At 40.8% G+C, this 25,508-nt stretch carries 21 protein-coding genes; 9 read left to right on the top strand and 12 right to left on the bottom strand.

Annotation, left to right across the window (positions count from 1 at the left end):
* Window positions 1–29: 29 nt before the first annotated feature.
* From HUS62_RS03735 to HUS62_RS03725, 3 genes are all read left to right on the top strand, one after another.
* On the top strand, window positions 30–1,673 hold the full coding sequence (locus tag HUS62_RS03735; protein WP_175078573.1) for an amidohydrolase family protein: 1,644 nt from the start codon (window positions 30–32) through the stop codon (window positions 1,671–1,673).
* Between the two features lie 94 nt (window positions 1,674–1,767).
* The gene (locus HUS62_RS03730) at window positions 1,768–2,505 is read left to right on the top strand and encodes a hypothetical protein (RefSeq protein WP_175078572.1); all 738 of its coding nucleotides are present in this window, start codon (window positions 1,768–1,770) and stop codon (window positions 2,503–2,505) included.
* A gap of 67 nt (window positions 2,506–2,572) precedes the next feature.
* Complete coding sequence (locus HUS62_RS03725) at window positions 2,573–3,478, top strand: lipopolysaccharide assembly protein LapB (RefSeq protein WP_175078571.1); 906 nt, start codon at window positions 2,573–2,575, stop codon at window positions 3,476–3,478.
* Here the strand turns inward: HUS62_RS03725 and HUS62_RS03720 are convergent.
* The 5 genes from HUS62_RS03720 to HUS62_RS03700 form a co-directional block, all read right to left on the bottom strand.
* Window positions 3,475–4,023 (bottom strand): hypothetical protein, encoded by a 549-nt coding sequence (locus tag HUS62_RS03720; RefSeq protein ID WP_175078570.1) that lies wholly within the window; start codon window positions 4,021–4,023, stop codon window positions 3,475–3,477. The genes HUS62_RS03725 and HUS62_RS03720 overlap by 4 nt on opposite strands.
* A gap of 136 nt (window positions 4,024–4,159) precedes the next feature.
* Window positions 4,160–6,679, bottom strand: coding sequence for a TonB-dependent siderophore receptor (locus HUS62_RS03715; protein ID WP_175078569.1), 2,520 nt, complete (start codon window positions 6,677–6,679; stop codon window positions 4,160–4,162).
* Window positions 6,680–6,816: 137 nt separating this feature from the next.
* Window positions 6,817–7,797 carry a GGDEF domain-containing protein gene (locus HUS62_RS03710; protein ID WP_282658440.1) on the bottom strand — a complete coding sequence of 327 codons (981 nt, stop codon included), beginning with the start codon at window positions 7,795–7,797 and terminating at the stop codon, window positions 6,817–6,819.
* Between the two features lie 158 nt (window positions 7,798–7,955).
* The gene (locus HUS62_RS03705) at window positions 7,956–8,333 is read right to left on the bottom strand and encodes a DP-EP family protein (protein WP_175078568.1); all 378 of its coding nucleotides are present in this window, start codon (window positions 8,331–8,333) and stop codon (window positions 7,956–7,958) included.
* Window positions 8,334–8,348: 15 nt separating this feature from the next.
* On the bottom strand, window positions 8,349–11,591 hold the full coding sequence (locus HUS62_RS03700; RefSeq protein ID WP_175078567.1) for a winged helix-turn-helix domain-containing protein: 3,243 nt from the start codon (window positions 11,589–11,591) through the stop codon (window positions 8,349–8,351).
* 402 nt (window positions 11,592–11,993) lie between these two features.
* Between HUS62_RS03700 and HUS62_RS03695 the strand changes: the two genes are divergently transcribed.
* Window positions 11,994–12,422, top strand: coding sequence for a hypothetical protein (locus tag HUS62_RS03695; protein WP_175078566.1), 429 nt, complete (start codon window positions 11,994–11,996; stop codon window positions 12,420–12,422).
* Entirely contained in the window at window positions 12,419–12,610 is a 192-nt protein-coding gene (locus HUS62_RS03690) for a helix-turn-helix transcriptional regulator (protein WP_175078565.1), read from the top strand. Before HUS62_RS03695 ends, HUS62_RS03690 begins: the two co-directional genes overlap by 4 nt.
* A 60-nt stretch (window positions 12,611–12,670) precedes the next feature.
* Here HUS62_RS03690 and HUS62_RS03685 read toward each other — a convergent pair whose 3' ends face one another.
* Entirely contained in the window at window positions 12,671–13,861 is a 1,191-nt protein-coding gene (locus HUS62_RS03685; protein WP_175078564.1) for an MFS transporter, read from the bottom strand.
* A 267-nt stretch (window positions 13,862–14,128) separates the two neighbouring features.
* Between HUS62_RS03685 and HUS62_RS03680 the strand changes: the two genes are divergently transcribed.
* Window positions 14,129–14,980, top strand: coding sequence for a universal stress protein (locus HUS62_RS03680; RefSeq protein ID WP_175078563.1), 852 nt, complete (start codon window positions 14,129–14,131; stop codon window positions 14,978–14,980).
* Between the two features lie 104 nt (window positions 14,981–15,084).
* Window positions 15,085–17,217 (top strand): TonB-dependent receptor, encoded by a 2,133-nt coding sequence (locus HUS62_RS03675; RefSeq protein ID WP_175078562.1) that lies wholly within the window; start codon window positions 15,085–15,087, stop codon window positions 17,215–17,217.
* Window positions 17,218–17,582: 365 nt separating this feature from the next.
* Here the strand turns inward: HUS62_RS03675 and HUS62_RS03670 are convergent, their stop codons facing one another.
* The gene (locus HUS62_RS03670) at window positions 17,583–17,729 is read right to left on the bottom strand and encodes a DUF2986 domain-containing protein (RefSeq protein WP_064971746.1); all 147 of its coding nucleotides are present in this window, start codon (window positions 17,727–17,729) and stop codon (window positions 17,583–17,585) included.
* Between the two features lie 155 nt (window positions 17,730–17,884).
* On the opposite strand from HUS62_RS03670, the gene HUS62_RS03665 reads away from it, so the two are divergent.
* Entirely contained in the window at window positions 17,885–19,375 is a 1,491-nt protein-coding gene (locus HUS62_RS03665; protein WP_175078561.1) for a dipeptidase, read from the top strand.
* Between the two features lie 65 nt (window positions 19,376–19,440).
* Here HUS62_RS03665 and HUS62_RS03660 read toward each other — a convergent pair whose 3' ends face one another.
* The 5 genes from HUS62_RS03660 to HUS62_RS03640 form a co-directional block, all read right to left on the bottom strand.
* Entirely contained in the window at window positions 19,441–20,232 is a 792-nt protein-coding gene (locus tag HUS62_RS03660; protein WP_175078560.1) for a putative porin, read from the bottom strand.
* A gap of 126 nt (window positions 20,233–20,358) precedes the next feature.
* The gene (locus HUS62_RS03655) at window positions 20,359–20,787 is read right to left on the bottom strand and encodes an OsmC family protein (RefSeq protein ID WP_062565084.1); all 429 of its coding nucleotides are present in this window, start codon (window positions 20,785–20,787) and stop codon (window positions 20,359–20,361) included.
* A gap of 89 nt (window positions 20,788–20,876) precedes the next feature.
* A complete protein-coding gene (locus HUS62_RS03650; protein WP_082389187.1) occupies window positions 20,877–21,029 on the bottom strand; it encodes a DUF2256 domain-containing protein in 153 nt (50 codons plus the stop codon).
* Entirely contained in the window at window positions 21,019–22,515 is a 1,497-nt protein-coding gene (locus HUS62_RS03645) for a cryptochrome/deoxyribodipyrimidine photo-lyase family protein (RefSeq protein ID WP_175078559.1), read from the bottom strand. The genes HUS62_RS03650 and HUS62_RS03645 overlap by 11 nt, the downstream gene beginning before the upstream one ends.
* 281 nt (window positions 22,516–22,796) lie before the next feature.
* Entirely contained in the window at window positions 22,797–23,396 is a 600-nt protein-coding gene (locus tag HUS62_RS03640) for an FMN-dependent NADH-azoreductase (RefSeq protein WP_175078558.1), read from the bottom strand.
* Window positions 23,397–23,583: 187 nt separating this feature from the next.
* On the opposite strand from HUS62_RS03640, the gene HUS62_RS03635 reads away from it, so the two are divergent.
* On the top strand, window positions 23,584–25,506 hold the full coding sequence (locus HUS62_RS03635; protein ID WP_175078557.1) for a S9 family peptidase: 1,923 nt from the start codon (window positions 23,584–23,586) through the stop codon (window positions 25,504–25,506).
* Window positions 25,507–25,508: the final 2 nt, after the last annotated feature.

The following is a 25,508-nucleotide window of genomic DNA, read 5'->3' as shown; positions in this document are numbered from 1 at the left end:
GGGAGTTAAAACAAGAATAAGAGGTGATTATGAAATCGGGCATTAACACATTACTTGCCAGCATTGCATTGGGTTTATCGTCGTCGGTGATGGCTCAAACCATTGCATTACAAAATGTGAACCTAATCGACGTGGAAACCTTGTCGGTTAATAAAGCACAAACCATCATCATAGAAGATGACAAAATCAAACATATTGTTCCTTCAAGATCTCGTCGCTTTGCCGATGGTGTCATTAAAATCGATTTAGCAGGTAAGTATGTAATACCCGGTTTAATAGATACTCATGTGCACCATGCTACTTCGCCTGATGATTCAGATAATGATGAAATCACGCGCACTCGCTTGCGTCAGCTTTTACAGGGAGGTGTGACAAGTGTACGTGATATGGGTGGTGATACCCGTGCTTTGAGTTCACTTAAAAGACGAGCCGATAACGATATTATTCAATCACCGGATATTTATTATTCTGTGATTATTGGTGGTAAAGCGTTCTTTTCGGACCCCCGTACAGTCGCCTCTGCAAAAGGTGAAATCCCCGGTGCTGTGGACTGGATGCGTGCCGTTGATGAACACAGTGACTTTGATGCCATTATGCTACGTAGCAAAGGGTTGGGGGCAACCGGCATCAAAATTTATGCAAATGTGCCAGGAACAGTGGTAGCAAAGCTATCTCAAGCTGCTAAAAAACATGACCTCAAGGTGTGGTCGCATGCTTTTATTGGCCCAGCAACACCGCTTGAAGCGGTTAATGGTGGGGTTGAAACAATTTCACATGCTGCCGATTTTGCCGCGCAAGTAATTGAAAATTTCTATGATATGCGCCGTAAAAATGTTGCCTTAACAGAGCAGCAAAAAAGCGATGCAAAGCAACTAGAAGCTTATCAATCACTTATAAAACAGATGAAAAATAAGGGCACAATTCTAGACTCAACCTTAACGGTATTTGATAAAACCAAAGCCTCTCGTGGTGAAAAAGGGTTATTGCTCAATGAGTGGGGCGGGCTGTTTACGCAATTGGCTCATCAAGCCGGTGTAACTATTGCTGCAGGTACCGATGTGACCAGTGATAGGTTTAATACAGTGATGCCTATGGTACACCATGAAATGCAATTATTAGTTGAACGGGCAGGTTTAACACCTTTAGAAGCTTTACAGGCTGCAACCATTAATGGTGCAAAAGTGATTGGCATTGAGAAGCAAACTGGTTCAATAAAGGCAGGTAAAACGGCGAATCTTGTGGTACTTAACAGTGACCCAAGTATTGAAATCACCAACAGCCAAAATATTGTTCATGTAATTAAAAATGGTCAGTTTATCCATTTGGGTGATAATGAAAAATTACCGTTTGTGATGGCGCGTGAAGCGGCTGGGTTATTATTTTTATCGGGGCAATTAGGCAACTTGCCAACCACCATGGCGTTGGCTGGCAATGACATCAGCACCCAAATGACGCAGGCAATGAGAAACATTGGCTTTGTTTTGCAAGATCACAATTTAGATTTTAACGATATTGTTAAATGCACTCTTATGTTGGCAGATATAAAAGACTGGCCTTTAGCCAATAAAGCCTACACGCCATTTTTTACTAAGTTACCCGCCAGAAGTGCTTTTGCAGCCAGTGGCTTGGCACTTGGCGCAAAGGTTGAAGTGGAGTGTATCGCTGCGTTGTAGCTAAAATTTTAAGCGAACATAAAATAAACACTTTTATTTACCTAATACACAGTTATTATGAATTGTGACTCAGTCAAACTAAAAGGACATTAATATGGTATTAGGTAAAAAAGCAGCACTCGCAGCTTTATCGGTAGTTTCAGTGTTTAGCGCATCAGCAGCACAAACCGCTTCGGGTGAACAAACTAAACTGAGTGAAGATCCCACCAAGGTCGTTACTCAGTTTGGTGCAAGTTATTCAGATGAATTAAGGATCACCGGTTCGCTGAGTTTGGGAGCAGTTAAAAAGCTTAATGCCAGTGTGAGTGCCAATGGCGATGAATGGCGTGTTGGTGGCTCGTGGCTATTTGATATTGGCATTGTTAATTTTAACTTTGGTAAGCAAAGTTATGATCAAGGAGCTGAGCGTACAACCTATAGTGTTGGCACCTTTATGCCACTGAGTTACTTTGATATTGCGCCCTATGGTTGGCAAATTTTCGCTATGGGTGGTTATAGCCATGTTGATGGTGAAATTGCGTGTTTAGCAGGGCAAGGTGCGTGTTTAACAACAGAAATACCTGGCCCTGAAGGTTGGGTGCTTATTCCAAACAGTAGTGATGGTGGTTACTTAGGCGCATTTGCGTTAAAGCCATTATCCGAAAAATGGACATTAATGACTGCAGCAGCGTATTCAGTAGGTTCTAACGATTATTCAGGGTATTTCGCAGCCATTGGTGCAAGTTATCAATTTGATAAACAACAAAGTTTCAAGCTTTTTGCTGCAACAGAAGACAGTGATTATGGCTCAGATCAAAACTTAGTGCTGGGTTACACTTATCAATTTAATTAAAAATTACTGTTATAAGCTGTTAAATTTTGTTAGTTTTCTGAGGGAGTTATCGCTGAGAAAATAGAGCATGAAGAAAAAGTTAGCCTTGTTATTGTTAGGATTATCGAGCCTTAATGCCAATGCCTCTGAAAACTTTAGTGATCATGAGATGTTTTGTGAGCAACAATCACAAATTAGTTGCTTAGATTACATTAATCAACAGCTAGCAAGCAGTGAGCTTGGCTCTGCGCGTTGGTATGAGATTAAATCTTATCAGTTTGATTATTTCTACGACAAAATGGAATATCAAATCTTGAAAGATAGCACTGAGCCTTTCATTACCAGTGAAGAGTTACCTGTTGTATTTCAGGTGCAAGTTTACTTTTATTACGCCAAATCAATGCATTATTTAGGCGACTTTGAAACTGGTCGTAAATATGCCACAAAAGCATTTGAAAAACTGCAAGCAATCTTCGACTCCTTTGGTAACCCTATGCGTATGGTTGAATTGGCTAATCTACAATACGTGTTTGGCAACAAAGAAACGGCATTGCAAATTCTTGATAGGGCTGAGCGACGCTTTGGCAAAAGCAAAGATCCCATTTTCCACTTTGAACTGGCTTCGAATAAAGCAAATGTTTATCACTCATTAGGTGATATAGACGGTGCACTTGCAAGCCGAAAAAGCGCCGCTGATTGGATTTTAAAAACCAACCATAACCGCAAAATCTCTGTTGCTTTAGGTAATTTAGCGCGTACCCACCAACTTCTGGCAAATTATGAGCAAGCCGATGGAGTTTATGTACAGTCTCTTAAGTACATGGATACAGATTCAGATCGACATGTGATTGCTATTTATAAGTTACGTCTTGCTGAAATCAATTGGCAAGCAGGAAAGCAAGATCAAGCATTAAAATGGTTTAAGCAAGTGCATAAAGAAGACATTCGTCAATCACATGCGAAACTTTATGCACATCTTGGTAACGTACTTTAGATAGCGTAAAAACACCCTGGTTTTTCGTCTTCACCCGGCGCTAAAATTTGTAAATGGGTTGACTCACCTTGTTCCATCAAAGGCTTCATAGTTTTATCAAACTGCTTAGCGGCATGTTCAATTAACTTTGCTTGCTGTTCCAGTGCTTTAAAATCGGCATCATGAGCAGCCATAAGTTTATTAAGCTCTTTAGCAAGTTTATCTTGTTCTTTTAACAAGCTTTTATTAATTCGCAAGTGGTTCTCGTCTTCAATAACTGCTTCTTCGGTGATTGCTTCTATTTGCTCAGAGTACTCAGAAACTTGTAGCTCTATGTCATTAATTGGTTGCTCAAGTGCTTCTAGTTTTACTTGCTCACGCTCAAGCTCTAGGTATGCTGCAATTTGCTCGTTATTGAGGGGACTTTCGCTTACTTTTTTACAGTCTTTAAAAGTGATAACACGATAATCACCTTGGTTGTTTGTTGTACTGGCATTTGAGAGGCCAATACAGGCTGTAGTGGCTGTGATTAAGAGTGCACTTACGCTAATACGTACTAAATTCATAATGATGTCCTAATGGGTTATGTTATTTAGTTAGTCGTCGCAAGTGTGAAAAAGGTTGTTTAAAGCGAATTATTTTAATCGAGGGTTTTGGCTATAAAAGAGGTTGCGGTGCTAGCCTAAGCCAGCACCGACTTTTTTAGAAGCTATAAGTGATGTTACCGTAAATAAAACGGCCATCTAAGCTGTATGGCGCAAAGCCACTATAAGGGAAAATTTGGTTGAAATCGCTGTAACCAATATTACTTACAGTATCTTGAGGGTACTGATCGAATAGGTTATTGGCGCCTAATGCAAACTTCCACTGCTCATCAGGGCGGTAAGCCACTTCTAAGTCAGCAATCCATTTAGCATCAAGTACTTCATCACCATCTTCACTGCTTGCAGTATCAACTACTTCACCATAACGAGTTGCTCGTAATGTTGTTTGGAAGTTTTCATAATCCCATGTTGCAGATAGGTTCCATTTATCGGCTGGAGTACCTTTTTCAAAGCGTGTGATTTCGCGACGAGAGAAATACTCGTAGCTATCGCCAAGCGCCTCTAATTCAGGTGGATTTTCTTTAACGTGTGTTACTTCAGTGTCGTTAAAGTTAACCGCTGCACTTAAGCGTAAATCACCATAGTTTTCTAAGCCTAGTGAGTAGGTCGCAACAATATCAACACCTTGCGTACGTGAATCAATGGCATTAGTAAAGTAACGTACGCGCTGCGTATTTACTTCGCCCGCTTCGGCTAAAATCGCTTCAACTTCTGAGCCACTTAAGTTTTCAGACAAAACGATACGGTCGTCAATTTCAATGCGATACGCATCTAGGGTTAAGCTAAAACCGCCTTGCGTAAAGATGAAACCCGCTGTCATATTTACTGATTCTTCAGCTTCAAGTTCACGTGCACCTAAAGCTTGCGCTGCTGGCTCATCAACTGGGAATAAGCCCACTTCATTTGGCACACCATTTTCAAAGACAGTGCTTACTGATTTATATGAAGTTTGGGCAAGTGATGGCGCTCTAAAACCTGTGCTAATTGCACCACGTAGCGACAGCGACTCGTTAATGCTGTAGCGTGAAGCAAGTTTAGAGGTAAAAGTACTACCAAAATCACTGTAATCTTCAAAACGACCTGCTAATACAAGGTTCCAATCTGTCGTTAGATAAGTATCAAACTCTGCAAACACCGCAATGTTATGACGGCTTTTATCTGTTGCACTTTCTGGTGAGAAACCAGGTAGCACTTGCGCGCCACCGGCAGCAACAGGGTTACCATCGTCATCTAATACAGTGAGGTAAGAGGCTGTTTCACCTGCTTTTATTTGGTAGTTTTCGTGACGATACTCAGCACCAATCGTAACAAACACATCATCAGGTAAACCTAAATCTAGTGTATTGCTGGCATCCATATTCACTAGGTATTGTTCATAGACAAGCGAGCCATCATCAAATTCTGTTGGGCTGCTAACACCCATCGAGGTATTTAAGCTGTTGCTTACGCCAATACCAAAGTCATTGCGACCATAATTGGTGCTTACATCCCAAGCCCAATCATTAGTTTCGCCATTTAAGCCAATCGCAAATGAGTAGTCATCTACATCGGTATCAATTTGCGGTAAGAAACCGTCAGGATACACTTCAGTTAAGTTACGTGAATCGTTGGCACGACGATAAAAACCACCTGAGTTACCTTTACGGTTTGAGTAACTTGCAAATGAGTAAAGCGACAGCGAGTTATCAAACTCATAACCTAGGTTATAAAAAAGCGCGAAGTCTTCGATATCGGCTTTACCAAAGCGGTGGTTATAGCGGTCAAAGTCAAATTCACGTGAATCTAAATCGCCATTCTCATCACGGCTATATTGCTCACGTGCATCAAAGCCAGAGCGGTTTGTTGGCTCGTTATTACGTGACTCAATCGACACATTAATAAAGCCATTATCGCCTAGTGCAAAGCCCGCATTAGCACTTGCTGTGCGCGTAATGCCGTCGTTTACTTCACGGTCGCTGCCAGTTTCAAAGCTTAAGTTGCCTTCGCTATCCGTTGTGGTGTTTAGTAGCTGAGGAGAGCCTGCCATTTGTGTGTCGTATTCACCGTATGTGTAGCTCACGCTACCGCCTTCATCGGCATCTTTTAATACAATATTGATCACACCGGCAATCGCGTCAGAACCGTATTGAGCTGCAGCGCCATCACGTAGAATTTCAACACGCTTAATCGCAGAAGTCGGAATATTATTTAAATCTACTGCCGTTGAACCACGGCCAACAGTACCATTTAAGTTTAATAATGCACCGGCATGGCGGCGTTTACCATTAATCAGAACTAATGTGTGATCAGGAGCAAGGCCACGTAAAACAGCTGGTTTTGCGTGGTCAGTACCATCAGCAATGGTGGCACTTGGATAGTTAAAGCTTGGTAACTGTGATGCTAATACTTGGCTCATATCAAGCTGACCTGTGCTTGATAAATCGCGGCTTGTTAATAAATCGACAGGCACGGTACTTTCAGAAATACTACGAAGGCTTCGGCGAGTACCAGTAACAGAAATAACTTCAACATCTTGAGCGGTGTTGTCAGTTGTTTGCTCAGCAGCGATTGCAGTCACTGATGTAGCGAGTGTACTTGCAATTGCGAGTTGCAAAGGTACTTTTTTAAAAATTGTCATTGTTGGATCCCATCTAACGTTGATTTCGCTTCGCAGTTTATCAATAAAAAAGGAACAAACAAATAACATAAAAGTATACTATATGATTATCTAAACAAGCTATTTAGCTCACCGCATTTACATTATATTAACTTTTATTATGCGCTAATACTGATTTTATTTCTGCCCTCTGTTTTTGCTCGGTATAATGCAGTATCTGCTGCGCAAATTAATGCCTCTGAAGTACGATATTGATTATTAAACTCGCAAGCAATTCCTTGGCTTACACTTATTCTAAAATCACTCGGTAGACCTATATCAGTAAATGGCATGTTATTTACTTTTATTTGAATATGTTTAGCAATGGCGGCGGCCGTGTCTTTTTGGCAGCGAGGTAATATAATGGCAAACTCTTCACCGCCATAACGGGCTGCTAAACAATCGCGAGAAGGGAGTGAATCTGCGATTATACTTGCTACTTTTTGTAAGCATTTATCGCCTTTTACATGACCAAATCGGTCGTTGAATAATTTAAAGTAATCAATGTCGATTAATATAGTGCTAATGGCTTGGTTGGTTTGTACGCTTTCTTGCCAATGCTCTTTTAATGACTCTTCAAGGGTTAATCTATTTGCAAGGCCGGTTAAATGGTCAGTGGTAGCCTGTTTAATTAAACGATTGTATTGCTCTTTGTGTGATGATAAATCGTGTAATACACAAATAAATAAATTTTCTGCAACGGCAATGTTTTTTGGCAGGCTCGATATACATAAATCTGCCTCAAGGGTTTTACTGTCGGCACGGTTTATTTTAACTTCGTTTGGCCCAAGACTTATCGGCGAGTCTTTATGGTCTAACCAACTTAGTAGGGTATACATGTATTTATCACGGTCGGTGTCGTGTAGGTAATGTAAAATGTTTTGCCCGATTAACTCTTCTTGGTTGTCACCTAAAAGCTGAGCCGCCATCGGGTTTGCAAATTCGAACGTGCCTTGACCATTAATGATAAACACTCCCTCAGGAATGTTCTGAAACATTTGGGCAATCAGCGCAAGTTGCTCTGAATTGATAGACTGCGCAAGTGCGCTTTTCGCTTCTGATTTAGCAGTGCTTGGTTGTTCATTTTTATTAGTAGACACGTTCGTTTCCTTTTTGCCGATGCAAACGATTTTGGTGTCTATAAAGTTACTTAAAAAAGTGCAAATTAACCTTCTGGTAATCTTCTGATTTTAAGTTGTTGTTTTTGAACTTAAAAAGACTCCTTGGTGGAGCCTTGTGTTGGTGTTATTTCTAGATTTTATACTTCTTCTTTATTTTCAAACTGTGGATCTTCGCTTTGATATTCCTCACCATTGCAGCTAACCGTGAAGATCATACATGCTGTACCGCTGTTTTCATCGGTATCTGAAATATTGATTACCATACCAGCGTTTGTAACCTCGTAACTGAAATCTTTAGCACAGTCACCCTCATGATTACTAAAAGTAGCGGCAGAAAATAAGAACCCTCTTTTTTGAGTTTCTTCATTTAGGGTGTAAATCCCAAGACTATTTCTTTCTGTAACAACCCCACCTCCAGATACTTGTTGACCATCTTGGAAGTATGTAAATACGGCTTTTTTGTTGCTATCTAATTCAATATTCACTGTGAAATTGTATACTTTACCTTCACTCATGTTTTTTCCTTTACTTTATAGTTGAAAATTAATTATTCCCAGTTCTCTTACCGGAACAATGGTCGCTTCTATTTCGTGTGATTTATTTAGGCAGGTATATGCCTGAATTAATGGGTAAGTAAATTTTATACTTTTAGTTTTTTTACTTATTTTATTTAGAGTGGTTGCTGCGTCTTCACATAAAGAATTTTTTTCTTGTTGTGATTTAGCTAAACGAGCTTTAATTAACAAGATTCTTGTATGAAGTCGTGCATTGTCTATATCCAGTGCGCTGGATAACATGTTATTTTCATCCAGGCTTTTTAAAAGATCTAAAGCCCTTTTAATATTATTTCTATTAATGAAATATTCTATCAAGCTAATTTTTGTACCAATAACTTGTCTATTCGATGACTTGTTGGTACCTAAAAACTCTATTATTTCACTAACTCTATTATCTATATTTGGGTTATCAGAGAGAGAGAGTTGATAAGCTAGAAACTGATAGTATGTTCTTTCAATAGTTTTATTTTGAACATCTTGCAATCTCGCTTTGTTAATTGTTTCTGTTGCTTGCTTTGCTTTTTCGTAAGATTTTGATTTATCAGGGAAGTAACTTAATAAGTAGCTTTGCTGGATATGTTTATATGCTAACGATGTTAATACACTAGCATCGGCCGGATACTTAGTTAACATTTTATTTGTTTCATTTTCTGCATGTTCAAAAATCTTGAGAGCTTCATTGAAATGCCCTAAGTTTTCTTCAGTACTTGCAATCCAACTGATGGTATCTGTCTTATCGCGTAATAGATTTTTGTTATTAGGTTTTAGCTTAAGGGCTTGGTTTTTAAGTTTTAAAGATTCAGTAAAGTTCTTTTTTGCGAGCGCGTAATTAAACTGCTTTAAGTACAATGAACCTAACGAGTTATAAGAATAAGATAACTCCATAATTGAGTTAAAATCGTTGGGTGCTAATTTGTACATTTGTTTGCTGTGCTCTTGGTAGCGTTTTATCCAAGGTTCGGCACCTGTATAGTCACTGTTATCAAAGTTTAATTGCCCAAGCCAAAATGCATTGGCCCCTGCAAGCATTAAAACATCAAGGTTGTTGGGTTGAATTTTTAGTAAAGATTCTAGGCGCGTTCGCGCATTTTCAAAGGCGGTGAAGGCTTCGTCGGTTTTGCCGCGAGAGTATGCGACTTCGCCCATGGCCTCTAAGGTTTGAGCGTATTGAAAACGGTTATTAAACTGGGCTTGTTTATCGCTAAAGTCAAACAACGAGGCTGCTTCTTCGTCTTGATTGGTAAAATACTCAAGGGCTTTGTTGCTAATACCATCCAGTAAATCCATGCGCTTAACGCTTCTGAGTTTATCGGCAAACTCACCGACCATAAAACCCAATAAACTCTCGGCCTCTTGGCGTTTTTGTTTTGCTATTTGTTCGGCGTGATAGCTGCGCACGCTCATAAATGTGGCAATAAAGGTTAAGCACACAAGTGTTGCAGCCGTTATTTGTAACATGCGTTTTTTACGTTTCGCTTTATTGTTAGAAGCTTTAATTAACGCTTGGTCGTCGCTCGATAAGCTAAACATAGGGTTTTTAACTAGGCTTTGTGCTTCTTGTAGCGGTTTACCTTGGGCTAATAAAAAGTCGCTGTGTTTATGTTCAAGCAGCCAGCGCTCGGTGGCTAGTTGCACACGGCTTTGAATTGCTAAGCTTTGTTGGTGTTCTTGCACCCAATCTATGGCGCGTTGCCAATGGCGCAGCAGCGCTTCGTGGGCAAGGCTAAAGCAGGCTTGCTCATTTTTAAGGTGCGACACAAACAAACGGCTGTCGACCATAGCCTGAACAAGCTTGGTCGCAGCAGGGCTGGTTAATTCGCTCCAATGTGCTGCACGGCTGGTGAGCGTTTCGCCATCTGGGTTTAAGGTGATCAGTTTAGAAAGGACTGCGGCAAGTTCAGTTTGTTGGTCTTTGGGTAATTGGCAAAATACCTGTTCGGCTTTTTGGCCGATGGCTCCTTCGATGGTGCCAAGCGCTTGGTATTCAGAAAACAATAATATGTTGTCTGGGCTGCGCTGCAAGTAAAGCTGCTGCAAGGTGTATTGCAGCATCGGCAATGCATCTGGGTTATTGGCAGTATCGTTACAAAGTTGTTCATCAAGCGGTGTGTGATGCTCTGGGTGATGTTGCCAACTTAAGCCTGCTGCAAGTGCTGGCAAACGGATCATTTGCTTAAGCTCAGAGCGAGTTGGCGCTAATAAGTCAAAATGTGCGCCATTGGCTTTGCCCGACATTAAACTTGGTTGACTCACTACTTGCGGGTAAAAGTCATTACGACAGGCACTAAAAATGATCATGCAGCCACTTGTTGCTAAGCGCTCAATAAGTGCTAAAAGCTGGTTGCGCTCGTCATCGCTAAATAGCGGCGATGACAATAGCACTTCGAGCCTGTCGATAAATAAAAATAAATAGGGCGTATTGCGCTCTGCATTTAGCGCTGCAAGTGCTGCTTTACAGCGGGAAATAACCTGTTCTGGGTCTTTTAATAACAATTCAGCCAACGCATCGGCGCTTATATCGCTAAGTACAGGTGCGTCGTTTATTTCTAAATCGAGCAAGGTTGAGGCTAAATCAAGCAGTAAGCGCTCTTTGCTGACATCGGCAAAGTCGAGTTGGCAGTAACTGTGTACTCTAATGCCATCGTAGCCATTACTCGACATTAAAGCGGGCAATACACCTGCGTTAACTAACGACGATTTACCTGAACCACTGGCGCCTAAAATTAAGCAAAATGCGCGACCAAACTCTATTTGAGCCGATACCCGCTGTAGCAAAGTGGCAATTTGTTTGTTACGACCAAAAAATACATCGGCTTGCTCTGGTGCAAACGCACTTAAGCCAACAAAGGGCGAATCACCTTGCCAACTGGTTTGGCTGGCTTTTTGTTCTTCGTTGAGTGGAAAGTTGATTTCGGCAATAACCCGATAACCACGTTTACGAATGGTTTCTATGTAATGCGGATCACTTGCTTTATCGTCAAAGGCTTTACGTAATTGGGTGATCACTTTATGTAGAGGGTTGTCACCCAGCGCTACATTTGGCCAGCAATGGCTGATAATTTCTTGACTTGTTAGTAGCTCACCTTGTTTTTCGCAAAGCAGCAGTAATACATCCATCGCTTTAGGTTCAAGATGCTTTGTTTGTTCACCGCGCCTGATTGAATTAGTGGCCGGGGTAACTTGCCATTCGCCAACGAAAAACAGTTCCGTATTCATAGTGTTATCTTCATTGTTATTGTTAGAAACGCAGTCCGATTGGACCGATTTTTTATAAGATCATACCAACTTGCAATAATACTTAATCATTTTGAGGGATTAAACCTGTCGCTAACTGCGTTAAAAATTTCTCATTTAGAGCAACTAAACAACAAAATTTTTGCCTTGTTATCAACGAGGTTTTATTGCCTCAAAATAGCTCACTTAATTAAGCAAATTGGTATTACGGAACACTTTGATTAATACAATATTATGAGATTAACAGCAAGCGCCTTGCCTTTTTTGAGATTAAAAAAATCATATTGATGTCGTGTATACAAAACTTTTTGTAAAGTTTGTTTGACTTTTTGTGTTGCTAGGTTAACATTTAGTCAAGTTCACTTTACTTTTAAGGTGAGAATAATGAATCAAACAGGATTAACCTTTAAACAACGTAATAAGCAGAACACGCTAAACCTCGCTAAATGGACATCTGCATGGGTTATTACTTTAGCAATTGCCTCATTTGGGCCGCATTTTTTATGGCAAGAGCAGGCTATTTTTAGTGTTGTAGCAATCTTAATTAATGTAGTCGTTGGCATCATGATGATTTTATCGAATAAACGACAACTACAAGGAATGGATGAGCTTCAGCAGCGTATGCACCTTAATGCAATGGCCATTACCTCGGGTGCAAGCTTGGTATTTGGTTTAGCTTATTCGGTGGTGCAATCAAGCGGTTTAATTAGCTTTAAAGAAGATATTTCACACCTCGTGCTCTTTATGGGCTTAACCTATTTAGTGAGTCTTTTAATGATGAATAAGCAGTTAAACGACGAGGGCGAAGAATGAAAAACCACTTGAAAGTGCTTCGTGCTGAGCATAACTACACCCAAGCGAAACTCGCAGAGCTTTTGGATGTGTCTAGGCAAACTATTAATGCGATTGAAAAAGGTAAATTTGACCCAAGTTTGCCATTAGCATTTAAAGCCGCGCGTTTATTTAACCTGAGTATCGAAGAGATATTTCAGGATGAGTAAGTCTGATAGCCTTCAGTCTTCAGCCTTCAGCGATCAGACTGAGAGCTGAGAGCTGAGAGCTTAAGGCTTACAGCTTTGTCTTTTCATCTGCATCGCACTTAACGACCACATTAAAAAACCACCTAAGAATAGTGCCGCAGAAACATAGCCTGTTTGACTAGGGAGTGCGCCTTCGGCAATAGCCATACCGCCAAGCCAAGGGCCAATCGCATTGGCTGTATTAAACGCACACTGTACTAGCGCACCAATCATGGCATGCCCTTGTGGTGATACATCCATTAATAACGATTGGATCACGGTACCTAAACCAACACTAAAACCAATAAAGAAAATCACCGCGTATAACAGCCAAATATTATGGCTTGCGCTTACATAACTGGCTGCAAAAACTACAGCACCAATTAGCGCAGCCCCTGTGGTTTTCAGTGGTGAGTGGTCGGCGGCTTTACCTAATACATAGTTACCTAAAGTACAGCCAATACCAAACATGATCATAGCAATAGAGATAGTGTAAGCAGGGGTATGGGTGACTTCTAAAATCGTGTCGGCAATGTAAGTGTAAACACAAAATACACCACCAAAACCAATAATGATGATACCTAGAATGGTCCATACGAGCTTGTTCTTTAATACACTTAACTCATCGAGAATCGATGTTGGCGCGGTATTTTTTACGTTAGGTACGTATTTCACAATCAATACCAAGGCAATTAACGCAAGTACAGCGGTACCTGCCAAACAATAACGCCAGCTAAAGTTTTGCCCCACTAGGGTGACCATGGGCACACCAACAATAGTGGCAATGGTTAAACCCATAAATACTTTTGACATAAAGCTTGCGCGTTTATCGGCAGGGGCAATGTCGGCTGCCAATAAAATAGCAGCGGCAAAGTAGGCACCGTGTGGTAAACCACTTAAAAATCGAAATAAAATAAGTTGCTCAAGCGAGTTTGCAAAAGCACTTAAGCCATTGAATAAAAACATCATAGTGACAAACATCAACAGTGCATTGCGCTTACGCATGTTGGCGGTTGTGATCATAAATAGCGGTGCACCGACGACTACGCCTATCGCGTAAGCACTAATGGCATAACCACTTTGCGCTGGCGTAGACGAAAATGTTTCGCTGATCAGGGGCAACATTGGCATCATAGAAAATTCTGATAGGCCTAAAATGAATGTGCCTAAAGCCAATACTATCAGAATGGTAAACGTGCTTGCGTTGCCTTGGGAGTTGGCTACGTTAGTCATGTAATTCCTTTAAAATAAATTTAAAAACAAAATAGATTTTTGATAATTGAAAATGCCAGTAACAAATACTTTGTTCTGGAGTAGAGATGTGTGCCCAGAGCTATTGTAATACAAATTAATGGGGTTGATACAGTACTTTTTGGAACGTTCTATATTTGTTTGCTATAAGAAAATAACCTGAACTTCTTAAGTCTTTGCTGTTCAAAATAAACACAGAGAAAAAGCCAACTATACTTGGTTAATTAAATTGGTTTGAAGGAGAGTGTAATGAAAAAGATATTTGCTTGTATCGACGGTTCATGCATGACCGATGCGGTGACAGAAGCGGCTATTTGGATTTCTAAGCGCTCCAGCCATCCAATTAATTTTCTGCATGCATTAGAGCCACCTTTGCCGCAGGGCAGTGATGATTTAACCGCAATTATTGGTTTAGGTTCGCAAACCTCATTGTTAGATCAATTGGCAAAACTTGAGCAAGAACGCAACAAAGTGGCGTCACAGCATGGTCAATTATTGCTAGATGAAGCAATGAAAAAAGCCGAGCATGCAGGCCTAACCGAGATTGAGCAACAGCAGCTTTCAATGAGTCTTGTTGATGCCTTACTTGAACATGAAGACAATGCCCGTGTGATGATTATTGGTCGCTCTGGTAAAGGCCATTACGATGATTTTAAAGTACTGGGCTCACATATTGAAACGCTGATCCGTCAGGTGCATACCCCGGTTGCGATTGTGCCGCCGCAATTTCATGAGCCTACAAATTTTATGCTGGCTTATGATGGCAGTGAAAGTACCGACAAAGCGATTACACAAATTATCAATGGCGGGATTTTATCCGGCTTAGATTGCCACTTGGTGATGGTTGATAAACAAGACGGTCACTGCCAAGACAAACTTGATACTGCCTCAGCAAGGCTGGCAGAAAATGGCTTTAATGTGAGAGCGCGCATGCTCGATGGCGATGTTTACCAAGCGCTGTGGCGATATAAAAGTGACCACGCCGTTGACTTAATGGTGATGGGCGCATTTGGTCACTCTAAATGGCGACAATTCTTTTTAGGCAGCACGACCTTAAAAATGCTTGAAGATAGCCGTATTCCTTTAGTGGTGTTGCGCTAAGTTATTTACCTGTGACAGGGTGCGACAATATGTCACGTGTTCAGACTAATTAATGAGTTTTATAATCAGCGTCATTAATTATTTGCTTTGATTTTAAAAGAGTTATGAACACGCAATCTTCTCGCCCTGGTTTTTTATTTTCTAAAATTGCTGCAGCACTTAGCTGTGTATTAAGTATTTCGGCCTTTGCTGATGATTCTATTGAAGTGATAGAAGTACAAGGTCATGCCCAAAATAACCATCAATTAGTTGGCTCTGCAGACGCGTTACTGAAAGATTTAGGTGTTGATTTTTCAGCGGCCGGAGGGGTGTCTAACTTGCCGGTGATGAACGGCATGATGGGCGATAGAGTTAAAGTTTTAGTTGATGGTGCTGATGTTACAGCAGCGTGTGCTAACCAAATGAATCCGCCACTCTCATATGTGTCGGCAAACCAAATTGCCTCTTACAGTGTCGTTGCTGGTGTATCACCGGTAAGCAGTGGCGGTGATAATATTGCCGGCGTTATTAGGGTAAATACGATTGCCCCTGAATTTAGTGATTCAGACTCAGTGAACTGGCACGCAGGCTATGTGACAGCAGCATACAAAAGCGTTAACGACAGCCAAGCATACGCGCTAGGTGCTAGCCTTGCGAGCAAACAGTTTAGCTTGTCTTACCAAGGCAGCTTTGAAGATGCGAACAGCTATGATGATGGGCATGGTGAGCGTGTACTTGATACCTTATATCGAGTGCAAAATCATGCGTTAACGGGCGCTGTTCGTGATGAGAAACAACAGCTTGTAGTTAAACTGACGCATCAAAAAATTCCTTACCAAGGCTTTCCTAATCAATACATGGATATGACCGATAACACCAGCTATGGTTTCGTTGCTCAGTATCAACGTGAGCTTGAAAATGGTGATTTGCAGGTGCAAGTGAATGCGCATGATGTAAAACACGAAATGGGTTTTTTCAGTAATGAGAAAACCGGCATGATGCCAATGAATACCGATGCACAAGATTACAGTTACCAAGTTCATTGGCGCACTGATTTATCAAAACAGTCATCATTAATGCTAGGGCAAGAATATTACGGTTATCGAATTGATGATTGGTGGCCGGCGGTTGCAGGGTCAATGATGATGGGCCCAAATGAATACGTAAACATTAACGATGGCAAACGTGACCGCCTTGCGGCATTTGCTGAGTACCAAAACCAAGTAAACCAAGCATGGTGGGTGTCGGCAGGTGTTCGAGTTGAGCAAGTCACCACAGATGCTGGCGAAGTGCAGGCTTATAACGAAGGTGGCATGAGCGGCATGGCTAATATGGGCTCAATGATGGATATGTCAAAAACCGACGCCCAAGCTGCGATGGAATTTAACCAATTAGACCGTAAACGTGACGACACTTTAGTTGATATCAGCTTGCTTGCTCGCTATCAATTATCGAATAACGATGAGCTGCAATTTGGTTTAGCTCGTAAAAACCGCGCACCTAATTTATATGAGCGTTACAGCTGGGGTGTAGGTACGATGGCAACCACCATGATTGGTTGGTTTGGTGATGGTAATGGTTATATTGGTAACCCAGATTTAGAAGCCGAAACAGCTCACACATTGAGCTCTAGCTACACCAAATTAGCCAAAGACGACAGCTGGCAAGTAACGGCAAATGTTTGGTACACGCAAGTAAATGATTATATTGATGCTGAAGTGACTAAGAGCTTTAATCGCACCGACATGGCGCATACCAAGCGTAATATCCTTACCTTTACGAATTTAGATGCCACTCTTTACGGTGCAAAACTGGCGGGCTTGGTAGAGCTTTACAACACAAAGCAAGCAGGAAAGTGGCAGTTAAAAGGCTCACTAACCAGTACACATGGCGAACGTGATGATAACAATGAAGACTTATATCAAATTATGCCACTGCATACTGAGCTGAGCCTAGAGCACGAATACAAAGGCTGGCAAAACGCACTGAGCTGGCAATGGGTTGATAGTAAAACCCATGTTGATGAGCGCCGTTTAGAAAACCAAACCGACAGCTATCAGCTATTGGCTATCTCAAGTCAGAAAACGTGGCAAAATTTAACCTTTAAGTTGGCAATTACTAACTTACTTGATGAATACTACCAACAGCCACTTGGCGGTGTAAGCATTGCTAATTACAAGCAAGATATGAGCAATGGATTTGAGCAACTTGCCGGACAAGGCCGCTCGTATAATGCCAGTGTGAGTTATAGGTTTTAGAGAAAGCTATCAGCTTTCAGATTAAAAACCAGAGTTTCTAGTTACGAGAGTAAAGTTAGCGAGTCAGGTCACGTGCTTGATACAAATGTGAAATAAGCTGTCGTAGGCGTGAAATTTATTTCGCGCGTAAATATCATCACAAAGAGCACTGAATGAGAAGAAAATGAGGAGGTAATAATACTCTTTTGTTTTCCTCTAGAGCGCAGCGCCTCTTAATCCTCTTTGTGTAAATATATGTCTTTTCGTGTTGCGCGATGTAAAATCGCGCCTACAATCTGACTGACCGCTGACCGCTGACCGCTGACCGCTGACCGCTGACCGCTGACCGCTGACCGCTGACCGCTGACCGCTGACCGCTAGGTATTTTAACTTTCCTGCTCAGCTTCTTGCTGTGCTAATTTTTCGCGTTCTGCTTTTGAGATGTAGGCCGGTTTATTGCTTTTATGCAATTTTGCATTGGCGCGCTTATCTTTTTGCTTAAGTTTAGTGAAGATCTTTTTTCTGCGGTTCATGAGTCTAACAAACGAATTAATAGGGTGAGTGGCTATTGTACCTTGTTGGTATTTTTAAGCGATCTATTTTGCTTGAATTAGAGATGTTATGTCGGCGTTATAAGCGTTACAATCAAGGCGACTTTCTAAAACCTTCTTAAACTCTGGAGCTTATCTTGAAACATTCATTACTTGCTGCATTTTTATTAAGTGCTTTCTCTAGTCAGGCTGCTGTGTCTGAGCAAAGTGAAAAGCTGGCTAACTACGCGGTAGAGCAATATCAACAAGCGCAAATTCATACCTTAGAGAATTTAGTTTCGTATCCAACGGTAAATAAAGAAGGTCTAGCGACTCCTGATAACCCAGATTTCATTGGCTTTAAGTCGTTCTTAAAAATGAAAGCGGCGCAGTTTGGTTTTGATTATCAAGATTTAGGCTACACAGTGTTAATTGGCATGGGTAACCAAGCTGACAAAGTAACCATAGTAACCCATGGTGATGTGCAACCAGCCGATGCCAGTAAATGGCAGCAAAGTCCATTTGAAATGGATAAAACCTCTGAGCCAGGAAAGCTAATTGCACGTGGTACAGAAGATGATAAAGGTGCAATTGCGACTGCACTGCATGCAATGAAGGCGATTAAAGACAAGGGTATTACTTTAAATAACCGAATTGAATTAATGGTTTACCTTGCTGAAGAGTCTGACTGGGCACCACTCGAAGAGTTCATGAAAACCTATCAGCAACCAAAATACGCAGTCACTATTGATGCTTCATACCCTGTGGTTGTTGCAGAAAAAGGCTGGAGCTTAATTGCCCCGACTTTCTCAGCGACCTCTGCACAAACAGGCTTATATGTTAGTGACTTAAAAGGCGGCGTCTTTGTTAGCCAAATCCCTGAAGATGCCAGCGTGTTAGTGCATAACGCTGATGCGGCGACAGTGGCTAAATTACACGACAATGTTGCTCAGCTTAAAAACGTCAAAGTGGCGATGACAGAGCAAGACAATGGCTTGTTAGTCCAAGTGAAGGGGATTTCAGCGCATTCATCTGAGCCAGAAGCGGGTGAAAATGCCATTGCGCACCTTGCAGAAATCTTTAAAGGTATTGATCTTGAGAACAATAGTGATGGTCAAGCAATTGAGTTTATCAATCAGCTAATTGGTCTTGATTTATACGGCGCGCAATTCGGTGAAATTGGTTACAAGCATGACTTTATGGGCCCGATGACGGTTTCGCCAACCTTATTAAGCCGCGATGGTAACGAGATTAAATTGTCAATTAATATGCGTCGTCCGGTAGGTAAACAAGAAGCGGTGCTTAAGCAGCAAATTAATGAAGCGCTTAGCGCTTGGCAAACCACTAATGGTGTTACGTTAAAAGACACTAAAGTGATTATTGGTACGCCAATGCTGTTAGATGGTGCGCCTCATGCAGAGGCGTTACTCGATATCTTTAAGCACTTTACTGGCGATAAAGACGCGGGCTTTGTGTCAATTGGTGGTGGCACAAATGCTAAGCTATTTGATAATGCGGTGTCATTCGGTCCATCAATGCCAGGTAAAAAGTACACAGGCCACTCAGAGCATGAGTTTATTACTGAAGAGCAGTTAGCACTGAACTTAAAAATGTACACTGCAATGATGATGAAGTTGGGTAATATGTAATTCTATAAACTGAAAACGCCGCTTTATAGCGGCGTTTTTGTTTAAAGCTGTTGGCTCATATCAGTTTAAAACTGGGCAACAAACTTAAGGTTATAAAGTTCAGCAGAGCCGCTTTCAGTGTAATTAGCGGTTAAATAGTATTTATCATTAATAAAGTACTTGCCTTGTAAAACGAGTTCAGAATCATCCAACCCTGCACCTATGGCATAGTGATCGCCGAAGTAGTAGCTGATCATGGCATTGCTTGCTGAATCATAAAGGCTGTCTTGGTGGCCAACATCGACAGTAATGTAATGGCTACCACTTAAATGATTAAAGTATCTGGCAGAGACATTCCAAACGTCGAGTTCATCATCTGTTTCTGCACTAAAACCAAGGTAATCCTTATCGTTGATTTGGAGGTTATACTGCGCTTTTAAGCGGAAATAATCATCACCATATTCACGCGCATCCCTATTTACAGAGACCTTTAAGGTATCGGCAAATAAATAGCCTATTCCTAAGGTATAGTCATCAGTATCATCAACATCGTAAATTTCACCTGTAACAAACCAGTTTTTATAAAATCCTTCACCAAACATACCGAGATAATCAGTGTAATCGCTATTAAAGTAATTCACTCGAATGTTGGAATCTGTATCTAGGTAGCCATAATCATCAAGTACCCCAGAGCTCTGCTGCTCCTCAAAGTAGTAATGACTCACTAATTGGTAACCATTAAAACTATATCTGTGATTCTCTATATGCGTATAGTCGATACTATTGAACCATTGTTTACTCATCTGTTGTTCTGTTGCGATAGAGCTGCTTGAATAAGCAAGTGCTGCCAGAGCAATAGGGGCAAGTTGTTTAAACATACATATCCTTGTTGTATTTGGTTTTATTTCATAAAGATAATACAACAAGCAGCTACTTACATTGTAATAAAGTGTTGTGGGTCTGTTAGTTTGTGAAAAGGCCAAGCAGTGCTTGGCCTACAGAGATTAATTAAGTGTTGTGGTGAGTGATATTTCGGCATTCATCAGTTTAGAAATAGGGCAGCCTTGCTTGGTTTGCTCACAAAGTTGCTCAAACTTTTCGCTCGAAATTTCTTTTATCTTTGCACTAACATCAAGTGCAATGTGGCTCACTTCGAAGCCGTCATCAACCTCATCAAGGCTCACTGTTGCTTTGGTCGTTATGTCGTCAGCGACAAAGCCAGCTTCAGTTAGTGCAAGCGATAGCGCCATGCTAAAACAGCTACTGTGTGCCGCTGCAACAAGTTCTTCAGGGTTAGTACCTGGCTTATCTTCAAAGCGAGTGTTAAAGCCAAATGGCTGTTTCTCAAGCGCGCCACTTTGACTAGAAATATAGCCTTTGCCAGATTTAATATCACCAGACCAACTCGTATGTGCAGATTTTTTAATCGTCATCGTCATCTCCTTTGTAAATTTTTTCGACAACCGTGAAAGGCTTTCAGGGTTTTGTGCCGAAAACTGTGAGTTAACGATATAAGTGCAACTTAAACGCCAATATTTCTTTTTGCTTCACGCTTGCAACGTTCAGAGCAGTACTTTACATGCTGCCAGTCGCGTTGCCATTTTTTACGCCACATAAATGGCCTGTCGCAAACGGGGCAGGTTTTACTAGGTAGATTAAGCTTTTTATGAGCCATGTCGTTGTCTTTTATGGCTTATCACATGCTTATTCAGTACGGCTTTTGTGCCACGCTTTACATCATCACGTTCTCGAAATGACCATAATCGCTCACGTGCTTGTTTGGCTGCATGTTCAATATCTACCATAGGCTCAGGGTAGTCTTCGCCGAGTTTAAAGTTATTAAATAAGGCCTCCATTGGCGGCTGTTGCCATGGCTGGTGGAGATCTTCTATGGGTAAGTTTTTAAGCTCAGGGCACCATGTTTTAATAAATATGCCATCTGGGTCTTTGTCTTCAGATTGCTTTATTGGGTTATACAAACGAATCGTGTTGGTTCCTGTGACAGATGCTTGCATTTGGATTTGTGGGTAGTGAATACCAGGCTCAAAATCTAAAAAATAACGCGATAAAATAAAGCTGACTGATTGCCAATGAATGTTCATATGATGAGTCATAAAGCTGACTAACATAGCGCGCATTCGAAAATTAATGTAACCCGTTGCTGCTAGGCAGCGCATGCACGCATCAATAATGGGAATACCTGTTTGACCTTGCTCAAAGCGCTTTAGGTGCTCAGCAACATGTTCATCATCGCGATAAGGGTAGTGCTTGTAGCCCGCATTTTGCGGTGCAAACTCCATGCTGCATTGATTTTCGAATTTTTGCATAAAATGGCAATGCCAGTGAAGCCTAGATTCAAAAGCATGTAATGAGCGACGCCAGCTTAAAGGCTGCTTCGCTAAATAGTATTTTAGAGTTTGATAAACTTGTCTGAGGCTCAGGTTGCCAAAGGCTAAGTAAGGCGAAAGCCTAGAGCATGAATCTCTACTTTTGGAAGGGCTCGAGATGCCACTTTGGTAGTTCTTTGCACGTTCTTCTACAAAGCTCTGTAGGCAAGCTCTGGCTGCATGAGGGCCACCATATTGAAACTGCGGGTCGTGCTTTAGAAAATCATCAGCACAGGTTGCTGCTTGGTAATTATTAGGCAGAACTGCATTAAATGCTTGCCAATTTGGCGTTACAAGACGTTGGTTCATCACACCATGCCAATGTTTTTGCCAATCAAACTGTTTTGGCCGCGCTCGTTTTACACCTCCAAGTGGTGTTTCATACCAAGGAATTAGTTTGCTGTTTAGCCAGCGTTTGACCTGTTTATCTCGCTCAAAGGTATTGTAAAGACCTATTTCTTCATGACTATAAACCCCTGCGATATCAAAATTTTCACTAAGGGTTTCTAACAAGGTAATCATTTCTTGATTATAAATGGCGATTTCAGCGTTATATTTTTCGAGCTGTTGGTTGATGTCTTTAAGTGACTGAGCAACAAAACGCCAGTGCCTAAAGCTGTAATGAGGGTCTTCGAGTAATAGGGGCTCAAAGTTGTAAATAAGTAAGCAAGGCAGCTCTGATGCAATTGCACTGGCAAGTGGCTGATGATCAGATAGTCGTAGGTCACGTTTAAACCAAACAAGATTTACTTTTTGTTTTTTTGAGCCTGCCATAAACGTGGAGTTGAAAATTGCTTTGGTGGTTATACGTAGCAAGTCACAACTTAGATTAATTACTAAAGCAATCCACAAAGTTTCCACATTTGTAGCATATTGCCCACACACTTTTGGATGGTATTCAGATCAACTGGGAGAAGAAGATAAAGAAGCGACTCTAGCCTCTGTGCAAGAAAAGTTTGGTTTATCTGAAGGTGATTCGCTGTTATCGGTCACAGCGTAAATCACAAAGCGGTCATGATGACCGCTTTTTTATATCTAGCTTTATTAATCACATATTAAAGTGACGCGGTGAAAGCCTTTATTTCGTTTTGTGCTGCTTCTAAGCTTTGCTCTGCACCTGGCATTGCAAGGCCTTCAGCGTAAATAAAGTTAACATCTGTCATACCCACAAAACCAAGTACATCTTTTAAGTATTTAGTTTGTGTATCCATGTCGGTGCCTTGATATACACCACCACGCGCAGCAAGTACAACTACTTTTTTGTCTTTAATTAAACCTACAGCGCCTTGCTCTGTGTATTTAAATGTAATACCAGCACGAGCAATACGATCAATCCAAGCTTTGAATGTTGATGGAATACCAAAGTTATACATTGGCATACCAATAACAATCAGTTCGTTATCGTTAAGTTCAGCAATTAAATCGTCAGAAATTGCAGCAAGTAGCTTTTGCTCATCGCTACGTTCGTTTGCATCAGTCATCCAAGCAGCCATTTCTGTCTGCGTTAAGTGAGCAATCGCATTGTCGCTTAAATCGCGAGTTGTTACTGAAATTTGTTGGTTGTTAGCAAGCTGCTCAACAAATAGTTGGCTAAGCTTGGTTGAATTACCTTGTTCACCATTTAAAGATGAATTTAACACAAGTACTTTTTTCATCATGTCACCTAAGAAAACTGAAGTTGTGCAGCTATTATAATTAGCAAAAAATAAATTAATAATGCTATTAATCGAGTGTTATGTTCGCTTTAAACGAATATGATAGGTACCTAGATTTGCCTGCTGGTCTTCCTTTTTAATTTAATGTTATTATTGTAGGAACAATAAAAATGAAATGGACTTTATTATGAAGTACTTACTGCTTACTCTTTTTGCAATGCTGAGCTTAATGCCCCGTGCTGCTGAAAACACGAAACTCCCTATTGAATCATTTGCCTCTTTACGCGCTTTTAGCCAAGTAAAATTTTCGCCTAGTGGTGAACATATATCGTTTATTCGAAATGTGAATGGTGAGTTGGTTTTAATGGTTTATAACCGTAAAACTAAAGAAGCTGATTCTATTATTCGTTCAGATAATCACACTATTTTCTTCGATTGGTATGAATGGGCAAATGATGAGGTACTACTTTTAGGTGCCCGCTATATTCAACGCCAATTTGGCGGCCCTAAATATTCATCAACTCGCATGTATGCCTATAATATTAAAGATAAAGGCAAGGCAAAATTAGCCAATGAGCCAAACTATAATCGTGATGAACGCCAACCGCAATTTGGTGATCAGGTCATCAGCTTTTTACCCGATAAAAAAGACAAGATCTTAGTGCAAGGTGATTTTGATGTTGCCAATGCCCCTGGCGTGTATGAACTTGATTTAAATACACTTCGTAAGAAAAAAATTCAGCGCTCACGCAGTAAAGTTATTGATTGGACAGCAGACCGCCAAGGTAATGTGCGTATTGCCCTTAAAATGGATGAAGACGAATTTGAATATATTCTTTATGACGAAGATCGAGATAACCGTAAAACGTTATTCAAATATAAAGCATTTAGCCCTGATGTAGTGACTGTTTTGGGCTTCGATAAAGACCCTAATATTCTTTATTTCAAAGCACTTAAAGATGGCTATGATGCACTTTATAAAATGAACCTAACGACCATGAATAAAGAGTTAGTGTTTAGCGATGATAACTATGACTTCGACGGTCATATTTTTTATTCTTCACTTACTGGTGAAGTAGCAGGGTTTACACACTCTCAATTAGATGAAGGTATACGTTACTGGAATGAAGATTTAAATAAGCTCTACACAGGTTTGCGCGCTGTTTTACCAAAAGATAAATTTGATATTGATATAATTGATACCAGTAAAGACCAACGCCAATATGTGCTTTATTTAACAAGCGACGATAGCCCTGGAACTTACATGTTAGGGAACCGTGATACAAGTGAGCTAACTGTATTTGCAACCGCATTCCCAGATGTGAATGAAACTGTTTACAGCGGTAAAAAGAAAATTAGTTATAAAGCTCGTGATGGGTTAACTATTGAAGGGTATTTAACTTTACCTGTGGGCTACAAAGAAGGTGATAAGTTACCAACTATTGTGTTCCCTCATGGCGGGCCAATGGCTCGTGATTACGCTGGTTTTGACTATTGGACTGCGTTACTTGCTTATAATGGTTATGCAGTACTACAACCAAACTTTCGTGGTTCAAGTGGCTATGGCCATGAATTTGAGATGGCTGCAGTTCAAGGTTTTGGTAAAGAAATGCAAGATGACTTGCAAGATGCGGCGAATTGGCTTGTTGAAGAAGGTATCGCTAATAAAGATAAAATCTGTATAGGCGGGGCAAGTTATGGTGGCTATGCTGCATTAATGGCAGTGGTTAAACACCCTGAAACATTCAAATGTGCAGCAAGCTTTGCTGGCGTTACTGATCTTGAGCGTATTGTTAGTAAAGCGCGTTATTTCACTAATAAAGAAATTGTGCGTAAGCAATTTGGAACTGATGGCGATAAACTAGAAAAAGTGTCGCCTGTTAATTTTGCAAAGCAAATTAATCGTCCGGTGCTATTGGTTCATGGCTCTGATGATAATGTAGTGCCTGTTTATCATAGTCGTGAAATGGATGATGAACTTAAAGACGAAGGTAAAGATGTTACTTACATTGAGCTAGAAGATGGCGACCATTACTTATCGCACCAGCCGTATAGAATTAAAACGCTGAAAGCGTTTTTAGAGTTTTTCGATAAGAACTTGAAAAATTAGCA

Origin of the sequence: Pseudoalteromonas sp. 0303, assembly GCF_013349995.1 — a bacterium.
In the GTDB taxonomy this organism is placed as follows: Bacteria; Pseudomonadota; Gammaproteobacteria; order Enterobacterales; family Alteromonadaceae; genus Pseudoalteromonas.
This window is presented reverse-complemented; position numbering and strand designations above follow the sequence as displayed.